Annotated in this window: 6 protein-coding genes; all 6 read left to right on the top strand. The window is 49.0% G+C overall.

Annotation, left to right across the window (positions count from 1 at the left end; genetic code table 11):
* Positions 1-201: 201 nt before the first annotated feature.
* Positions 202-1,902 (top strand): PucR family transcriptional regulator, encoded by a 1,701-nt coding sequence (locus tag C772_RS15860; RefSeq protein WP_008301608.1) that lies wholly within the window; start codon positions 202-204, stop codon positions 1,900-1,902.
* A 186-nt stretch (positions 1,903-2,088) separates the two neighbouring features.
* Entirely contained in the window at positions 2,089-3,279 is a 1,191-nt protein-coding gene (locus tag C772_RS15855; protein ID WP_008301605.1) for a M24 family metallopeptidase, read from the top strand.
* Between the two features lie 100 nt (positions 3,280-3,379).
* The gene (locus tag C772_RS15850; RefSeq protein WP_235046418.1) at positions 3,380-4,546 is read left to right on the top strand and encodes a M20 metallopeptidase family protein; all 1,167 of its coding nucleotides are present in this window, start codon (positions 3,380-3,382) and stop codon (positions 4,544-4,546) included.
* 45 nt (positions 4,547-4,591) lie between these two features.
* Positions 4,592-6,016 carry an aldehyde dehydrogenase family protein gene (locus C772_RS15845; RefSeq protein ID WP_008301602.1) on the top strand — a complete coding sequence of 475 codons (1,425 nt, stop codon included), beginning with the start codon at positions 4,592-4,594 and terminating at the stop codon, positions 6,014-6,016.
* Positions 6,017-6,068: 52 nt separating this feature from the next.
* On the top strand, positions 6,069-7,691 hold the full coding sequence (locus tag C772_RS15840; protein WP_008301600.1) for a BCCT family transporter: 1,623 nt from the start codon (positions 6,069-6,071) through the stop codon (positions 7,689-7,691).
* A 75-nt stretch (positions 7,692-7,766) separates the two neighbouring features.
* Entirely contained in the window at positions 7,767-9,107 is a 1,341-nt protein-coding gene (locus tag C772_RS15835) for an aminotransferase family protein (protein ID WP_008301597.1), read from the top strand.
* The last annotated feature ends 277 nt before the right edge of the window (positions 9,108-9,384 follow it).

The raw sequence follows: 9,384 nt of genomic DNA, 5'->3' as shown, positions 1-9,384 counted from the left end.
TTTTTTTGTGCATTTATCATTCATGGCGACTGTAGTGATCAAGAAGCTCCCATGCAACCCGGTTATCATATAGTTACTGAATATTGTTAAAATATAAAATCCGGTGGTTACAAGCAAGTGGATTTAATTTACAATAAAAGATAACGTGCTTGCAGGAGAAGTCTCCTTGTACAACATGAGAATGCCACAGGGGTGATCAGGATGCTGTTATCAGTCAAGGAAATTACCGACTCATGTTTATTTAAGAATGCCACTCTCAAAACCGGGGAAGAGACCATTTCCAACAAATCGGTTGAGTGGGTATCAGTCATGGAAAGTCCTGTTGAAAATTTTGTCCGTGAGAATGAATTCGTTTTGAGTACCGGTATCGGGTGCCATGAAAATTCAGATGAGCTATTGTCATTTATAAAAGATGTCTACGACTCCGGAGCCACCGCCCTGGCCATTGCAACAGGCAGATATATATTTGAAATTCCGGAAGAGGTCATTCAATTTGCTGAAGATCGGGAGTTTATTATTATCGAACTTCCTTGGGAAATTCGATTTGCGGACATTGTCCATGAAGTAATGAATAAACTGAATGAACTCAAACAGTCTGAAACGATGCGCTTTCGGGAAGTGCAACAGCAGCTGATCCAGAAGGTCCTTGAAGGAAGAACATTGGAACATATTTCGGGTTTCGTTGAACAGGAGTTAAGTCGGTCTGTACTGATTTGCAACGAGAAGAGGCAGCCGATAGCGGGCAGCGCGGATCCGGATGAAGTGTTCACTTTGTGGAAACAGGTGGAAGAGAAGTCAGCCACCCATGAATCTAATCATCCGAGGCATGCTGAGATCAAGAAAGTGGAGAGCGGAAATGTGGAACTGATCCATCTGAACATCCAATCCGATGTCGGCCGTAAAGGTGATTTTTTCATTCTTTCCGAGTCGGGAAACAGGATGAAGGAACAGGAAATGATGATTGCAGAGCAAGCTGTGGTCGCAGCGGCTTTATGGTTCACGCGAAACAGTGCGGTGATTGAGGCCGAAAGCAGGATGCAAAATGAATTCTTGCTGGGGTTGGCAAAAGGGGAAACAATGTCTGAAGAGCATGTGGCTTCACATGCAGAATTCTTTAAATACAACCTTGATCTTCCGTATCTCTGCATCATCGGCTTTCCGGAAGACCTTAAAGACTCCATCGATCACAATGCGGCACCTGATGAATCGAGAAGGACGAAGTTGGATAGGGTCGCCATCTATATCAAAGAAGGAATGCTGTATGCAGGAGAGAATGTGCAGCGACAGGTTTTGTTCGCATATGAGTCTGATCAAGTGATTGTATTTGTGGAGGCATCCAGCAGTCCTGCACCAGATGCGGTCAATCAGTTCCTGGATCTGGTGGAAAGAAGGTTCAGCCACTTATTGCCCGGTGTGACGTTTTCTTGGGGAATCGGAATGAACAAGGATGGTGTCCGTAATTTTTCCGGCAGCTTTCAAAAAGCGACAGCTGCTTTGGAAATGGGCAGAACCCAAAGAGGCATTGGGAAGCGGACCTATTTTGATGAGACACAGATGAACCGGCTGATGCTGAACCTGGCCGGCAATGAGGAAGTCAAAGATATCACGATCTCCACTGTGTCGCCCTTAGTTGAGTATGATGAAAAAAGAGAGATGGATCTGATCAAGACGTTCATCACGTACAACAACAACAACGGGAATGTCAGCCAGACAGCCAGGGAGCTGAATCTTCACCGTCAATCGCTTCTTTACCGGTTACGCAAGATCGAGTCACTGACCAAGCTATCTCTTGTCAATCCTGATGATTTGTTTTTATTGAACTTCAGTATTAGGGTCTGGTCGACCGGTGTAATTAAAATGAAAACAGGACATCTAACTCATAAATGGGACCGGAATGATTAATCTCCGGTTCCATTTTTCTTATGAAAAGTGTATGAACGGCTCAAAAAGGATTTCATACAAAGTTGCAGATGAATTATAAATTTTTAGAATTTATAATCATCCTTACAAGATCGGTTGATCAAAAGCTGAAAGGCTTCTTTGTTTCAGCGGACAGAATTCAATGAATGATCAAAAGGAGGAACGCAGATGTTGCCTTTCGGATTAACAGAGTACAAGGCCCGGTTGGAGAAGACAAAGGAGAGTATGTCGGACCAAGGAATTGATGTGCTGCTGATTACAAATCCTGCAAACATGAATTATCTTTCAGGCTATGACGGGTGGTCCTTTTATGTTGACCAAATGCTGATTGTGATCAGCGATGAAGACCAGCCGATCTGGATCGGCAGGAAAATGGACGCCAAAGCAGCCGAGGCAACGACATGGCTTTATAAAGACAACATCATCCCTTATCCGGAAGATCATATTCAAAACGATTTAAAGCACCCGATGGATTTCATCGCCAAGATCCTGACTCAAATCGGCCAATCCAAACGGAAGATCGGTGTCGAGATGGGTTCCTATTACTTCTCAGCGCTGGCTTACGAAAAACTAAAGAGCAATTTGCCGAATGCCCAATTCTCTGATGCGACGCTTCTTGTGAATTACGTCCGGCTCATTAAATCGGAGAAGGAAATCGAATATATGAAAAGAGCGGCCCGCATTGCGGGAATCGGCATGCAGGCTGCAGTGGAGTCCATTCAGGAAGGAGTCAGGGAATGCGATGTGGCAGCCAACATCTACAGCGGGCTAATCAGCGGAACGCCGGAGTATGGCGGAGATTATCCGTCCATCGTCCCTCTGCTGCCGGCAGGTAAAAACACATCAACCCCACATCTGACATGGACGGACCGAAAATACACCAATAACGAAATGGTGCTCATTGAATTGGCCGGTTGCCACCAGCGCTATCATTCCCCGCTGGCAAGAACCGTTTCAATTGGGAAACCGGCAGACAAAGCGCTGGAAACCTCGAAGATATTGGTAGAAGGATTGAACACTGCATTGGATAAGGTGAAGCCGGGGATTACATGCGAGGAAGTAGAACTTGCCTGGAACACTGTCATATCAAAACATGGTATCAGCAAAGACTCCAGAATCGGCTATTCCATCGGACTAAACTACCCGCCTGATTGGGGCGAGCATACCGCGAGTCTCCGAAAAGGAGATCACACTGTTTTACAGCCAAATATGGCTTTCCACCTGATACCGGCACTTTGGTTTGAGGACTATGGAATTGAGATCACTGAATCATTCAGAGTGACAGAAACCGGCTGCGAAGTATTGACTGATTTTGAGCGCGGCCTGATTGTAAAAGACCATCTGCAGGCCATTATTTAACGGGATCAGTGTACAAATGACCAATAAAATGAAAGCGCTTAACAAAGGGGTGTTGGGTATGCCGGTCCATAGCGAGCACACAACTGTAATCGCAAAAAGTTTGGAGCAGCAGCTGATTGCGTGGCGAAGACACCTCCACAGATTTCCCGAGCTCAGTTTCAATGAATTCAAAACAGCTCAATTTGTTGCCGAAAGGTTAGGGGAGGTCGAGGGGGTTACCGTCCAAACCGCCATCGGGAAAACCGGTGTGGTTGCAACCCTGTCAAATGGTGAAGGACGGACAGTGGCAATCCGGGCAGATATGGACGCACTGCCGATCGAAGAGAACACCGGCCATGGCTTCCAGTCGGAGCACACAGGTGTCATGCATGCTTGCGGCCACGATGCCCATACGGCCATTTTGCTGGGTGTTGCCAAATTGTTGGCTGAAAAATTTCGATCAGTACAGTTACGCGGAACCGTCAAGCTCATTTTTCAGCCTTCGGAAGAAGACACCGATGAAGAAGGGCGGTCCGGTGCCCAGAGGATGATTGAAGACGGCGTTTTGGAAGGCGTTGACTCCATCATTGCGCTACATGTCTGCCCATGGCATCCGGTTGGAACGATCCAACTTAACGACGGATACAGCATGGCGAATGTGGATGTATTCCGCGGCAAAATCAGGGGATCGGGCGGCCATGGCGGATACCCGCATCTGGGCACCGACCCAATCTGGATGCTCGCTTCTGTCTTGCAGGCGTTTTACGGAGTGACATCCAGGAGAATTTCCCCGCTGGACACAGCAGTTGCCAGTATCGGTGAAATCCACACCGGCGCAGCGAGCAATGTCATCCCAGAAGAGGTGGAAGTGACGGGAACGCTGCGGACTTATTCAAACGAGGTGAGGGAGCAGCTGAGCGCCGAGATCGAAAAAGCATTTCAAGTGGTCGAAGCATTCGGAGGGACCTATTCGTTCAGAGTAGATCGAGGTGAACCTGCGCTGAATAATCATGCCGCAGTCAATACCATCATCAAACAGACTGCAGCAGACTTAATTCCTACTATTCAAATTGTCGAAGAGAAGTTTGGTCTTGGAGGCGAGGATTTTGGCTATATGACACAGGAAGTTCCGGGTGCGATGTTTTTCCTCGGCTGTGCTCTTCCGGACGGGGTCAGACGGGATTTGCATACGAACACTTTCGACCTGGATGAACGCTGCATGCTATTGGGAGCGGAGATCCTGGCAGAGTCCGCAATCAGGCTATTAACCGGAGAAACCATTTCTTGAAAGGCAGGTGCAGGTTGATTGAATACTAAAGTGCTTGGAAAGCCAATGCTCATCGCCGGCAAATGGGTCGAAAAAGAGGAAGTCATCGAGGTGTGCAATCCTCAGGACAACTCACTCATCAGTACGGTTCCGGCGGCATCAGAAGAGGACATGCTGCTGACAATTGAAGGAGCTAAGGAAGGGGCTAAGGTCGCCGCTTCCATGCCCGTCCATCAGAGAATGAACATCCTGAATAAAGCGGCTGCGTATATCGACGAAAATCTAGGGGAATATGCGGCTACGATTGCACTGGAAGGCAGCAAGACCATCAGAGAAGCGACAGCTGAAGTCAAGCGCTGCATCCAGACGCTGAGGATCAGTGCAGAGGAAGCAAGGCGCATCAATGGCGAGACCATTCCTTTCGATCAGGCTGAGGGCAGCGAAGACAGGGTCGGTTATTACTACAGATTTCCGATTGGGATTGTTGCGGCCATCACCCCATTTAACGATCCATTAAATCTGGTGGCCCACAAGGTGGGACCGGCAATTGCCTCTGGCAACGCCATCATCGTGAAACCGGCCACAGTTACGCCACTAAGTGCACTTTTGCTTGCGGAGGCATTTGAAAAGGCCGGATTACCGTCCAAGGTACTGTCAGTGATTACAGGCAAGGGCAGTGTTATCGGCGATCTTCTGGTGACCCACCCTGCGATCCGGATGGTTTCGTTCACAGGAGGTCTGGAAACAGGCGAAGAAATTGCGCGGAAAGCCGGCCTGAAAAAGATCAGCATGGAGCTCGGGTCGAATTCCCCTGTCATTGTGCTCAACGATGCGGATATTGAAAAAGCTGTGGAGTCTACGGTGTCAGGTGCCTTTTATGCAGTGGGGCAAAACTGTCTGGGTGTGCAGCGGATCTATATTGAAGAAGATCGTTATGAAACGTTCTCTTCTTCCTTCGTTAATCGGGTTCAGCAATATCAGGTTGGAGACAAAATGCTGAATACAACGGATATGGGGCCCATGATCAATGAGACGGAAGCCATCCGGGTTGAGCGCTGGGTGGATGAAGCGATTGCGATGGGGGCCAGACGATTAACGGGCGGAAAGCGGGAGGGTGCCTTTTATCCTCCGACTGTGCTGACCGATGTTCCGCCGGATTGCACCATTGCCCGGCAAGAAATCTTTGGCCCCGTCGTACTGCTGTATCCGGTTTCCGACCTTGATTCGGCAATTGACCAATCGAACGATGTGAACTATGGGCTGCAGGCCGGAATATTTACGTCCAATATTGATAAAGCCTTCGAAGCAATCGGAAAGATGGATGTCGGCGGGATTATGATCAATGACAGCAGTGATTACAGGATTGACGGTATGCCATTTGGAGGGGTGAAGGGATCCGGTTTAGGGCGGGAAGGGGTCAAGTTTACGATTCAGGAAATGACAGAGCCGAAAGTCGTGAGCTTTAAGCTAGCGCAAAAGCGGTCTGTATAGGAGATTCCCTCTTTCCGCTGTTTAGGTTTCCGGAGACTAAAGGAGTCATAATATGAAACCAAAAACTAGAGCAAAGCATATGAACATCGTCTTTTGGACATCGACGGCGGTCATCACCTTACTCGTCTTATGGGGGACGGTGAACCCTGCAGGTTTGTCCAGATGGGCAGACACGGCGTATAGCTTTACAACGGATGCATTCGGATGGTTCTATTTGCTCTCGGTCCTGGCGATCGTCCTCTTCTGTTTCGGGCTTGCAGTCAGTAAATATGGGCGGATCAAATTGGGAAGGGACGATGAAAAGCCCAAATACTCCTACTTCGCCTGGATCGGAATGCTGTTCAGCACAGGATTTGGCGCAGGCCTTGTGTTCTGGGGAATTGCCGAGCCGATGAGCCATTTTGCCAATACGCCGTCGGGAATGGAAGGCTTTAGCGCGGAGGCCGGAAGACAGGCCATGCAGTATTCCTTTTTTAACTGGGGCGTGCACCAATGGTCGGTGTTCACGATAGTCGGTCTGGCTTTGGCCTACTTCCAATTTCGGAAAAGGGAGGGCCGAATGATCAGCGACACGCTGAACCCGGTCATAGGGAAGAGCGGCAAGAAGCCGCTGAGAAATGCGATCAATATTCTGGCGGTCATCGCGACGGTTTTGGGTGTCGCCACATCCGTCGGAATGGGGATCCTGCAGATCAATGGCGGGCTCAATTATGTGTTTGACGTTCCGCAAAATACGCTTTTCCTTTTGATCATTACCGGCGGACTGCTGCTGCTGTATTTGACTTCTGCATTAACGGGACTGGATAAGGGGATCAAGATTCTCAGTACTCTGAATCTAAGCCTCGCTATCGGACTGATCCTGGTTGTCCTGTTTCTCGGGCCAACACAGTTCATACTGGAAGCTTTGGCATTGGGCATAGGGGATTACATCCAGAATTTCTTCGGGATGAGCCTCGGGCTTTCCCCGTATGACGGAAATACGTGGTCGAAGGGCTGGACAGTCGGCTATTGGGCCTGGGTACTGGCATGGTCGCCTTTCGTCGGAACGTTTATCGCACGAATTTCAAAGGGACGGACCATACGAGAATTTGTTTTTGGAGTGTTGATTGTCCCGCCGTTCATTGCAGTCGTGTGGATCGCCGTATTTGGCGGGACCGCCCTTTATATGGATCTGTTCCAGGAGACGAATATTGCCGGAGCGGTGCAAAACGATGTCACAAGTGCGCTGTTTGCCACCTTTGATAACTTCCCGGTGAGCACAGTACTGTCTGTCACCTTCATTTTACTGATCGTCACATTCCTCGTGACATCCGCTGACTCGGCCACTTTCGTACTCGGAATGATGACGACAAATGGAGATCCCAACCCGAGCAATCTGGTCAAAGTTATTTGGGGCGTACTGATGTCTGCCATTGTGGCAGTTCTCATCATCAGCAGCGGACTGCAGGGTCTCCAAACGGCTTCCTTGGTGGCAGCGCTGCCGTTCACGGTCATCTTGCTCCTGATGGGCGTCTCCTTATTCAAAACCATCAGGGCAGACGAAGCAGTTCCGGTGGAAGCGGAGAAAATGGCGGAGACCGCGGAGGAAGGGTTGCAGGAAAACATCGAGGTCTACAAGGCTGCGCCGAGAAAAAAGAAAGTCACGTATCCGGGGGCCGTCCGGGGCCATCAATGAAAAGTGATCGGCATTTGCGGTAATCAGCAGTAAGGAAAGACCAAATATATCGATTTGTTAATGGAGGGAAACAATATGACGATGAAAACGATGGAAAGTGTACAAAGAAAATATGAGGAATTGGCAGCGATCGATAAAAAGCATTTCATGCACCCTACGTCTTCTTTTAAACAGCAACAGGAAAAGGGTCCCGGTTTTATTTTCACCGAAGGAAAAGGGATCTACCTGAAAGATGTCCGAGGGAAACAAGTGATCGACGCTCTGTCTTCTCTGTGGAACGTGAATATCGGCCACGGCCGGGAAGAACTTGCAGAAGCTGCGGCGGAACAAATGAAGAAACTCGCTTTCAGCTCGACATTTGCCACGAACAGCCACGAACCAGGAATTCGTCTAGCTGAAAAGGTCGCGGAGATGGCTCCGGGAGATTTGACGATGACCTTCTTTACATCAGGCGGTTCGGACGCCAACGACACAGCATTTAAAACGGCGCGCTATTACTGGAGACTAAAAGGCAAGCCGGCTAAGAAGAAAATCATTTCGCGCCAGAAATCGTATCATGGGGTATCTGTTGGTGCCTCCAGTGCAACAGGTCTGCCAGCTTTCAGAGACTTTCCTTCACTGGCACCGGACTTCTATTATGTGGATTCTTCAATAGAAGCGCTGAAGGAACTCATCGAGCGGGAAGGAGCGGAAACCATTGCGGCGTTTATTTCTGAGCCAGTCCAGGGATCAGGCGGCGTCAACCTGCCCCCTAAGAATTACTTTAAAGAAATCCGGGAAATCTGCGATCAGAACGACATTCTCTTCATCGCGGATGAAGTGATCTGCGGCTTCGGCCGAACGGGCAAAAACTTCGGCATCGAGAACTTCGGTACGATTCCGGACATGATGGTGATCGCGAAAGGGATCTCCAGCGGTTATGCCCCAATCGGAGGCATGGTCATTTCCGAACCGCTCAGAAATGAACTCATTGAACTGACAGAAGGGGTCTATATGCACGGATACACCTACAGCGCCCACCCGATGTGCTGTGCCGTGGCACTAAAGAACCTGGAAATCATCGAAGAAGAGAACCTGATCGAAAACGTACAGAATATGGGTGAGGAACTGCAGAAAGGCTTTAACTGGCTGGCAGAGCGACACGAGGAGATCGGCAATATCCGGGGAATCGGGCTGCTCGGAGCATTTGAAATCCTAAGAGACCAGGAAACCAATACCCGTTTCTCCGAGCCGGTATCCGTCAAGGTCGTAGAGGAAGCGCTGAACCACGGTCTGTTGGCAAGAAGCATCGTGTATGAAGGACAGGATACACTCGCTTTCGCTCCGCCATTCTGCATCAACAAGGAAGAAGTGGAGTCGATCATCTCCATAATCGATCACTCACTGACCGAAGTGAAAAAGAAAGGGATTCAATGATCTGCAGTGATCCCGCAGTGGGAAGCGTGTGATTTAAAGAGGGCATGGCCGGAAAGGAATACCGGCCATGTCCTTTTTCAAATGCTTTGAATAGACACCGCTGACGAAAGGTTCCGACTATGTGATAAGGGCTTGCGCTGTCCGGAAAATCATTGTATAGTTATCAACGTTGCGCTTCTGAGTGAGACGCACTGAACAAAACAAAGTGAAAAAAGATGTTGACGTAAGCTTTGCAGCGTGTTATATTAAAAAGGTCGCTACAAACGACATCAACAAT

Origin of the sequence: Bhargavaea cecembensis DSE10 (assembly GCF_000348905.1) — a bacterium.
In the GTDB taxonomy this organism is placed as follows: domain Bacteria; phylum Bacillota; class Bacilli; order Bacillales_A; family Planococcaceae; genus Bhargavaea; species Bhargavaea cecembensis.
This window is presented reverse-complemented; position numbering and strand designations above follow the sequence as displayed.

Coding starts and splice junctions, on each gene's coding strand:
- C772_RS15860 (WP_008301608.1), top strand. CDS start 202: ATGCTGTTATCAGTCAAGGAAATTACCGACTCATGTTTATTTAAGAAT.
- C772_RS15855 (WP_008301605.1), top strand. CDS start 2,089: ATGTTGCCTTTCGGATTAACAGAGTACAAGGCCCGGTTGGAGAAGACA.
- C772_RS15845 (WP_008301602.1), top strand. CDS start 4,592: ATGCTCATCGCCGGCAAATGGGTCGAAAAAGAGGAAGTCATCGAGGTG.
- C772_RS15840 (WP_008301600.1), top strand. CDS start 6,069: ATGAAACCAAAAACTAGAGCAAAGCATATGAACATCGTCTTTTGGACA.
- C772_RS15835 (WP_008301597.1), top strand. CDS start 7,767: ATGACGATGAAAACGATGGAAAGTGTACAAAGAAAATATGAGGAATTG.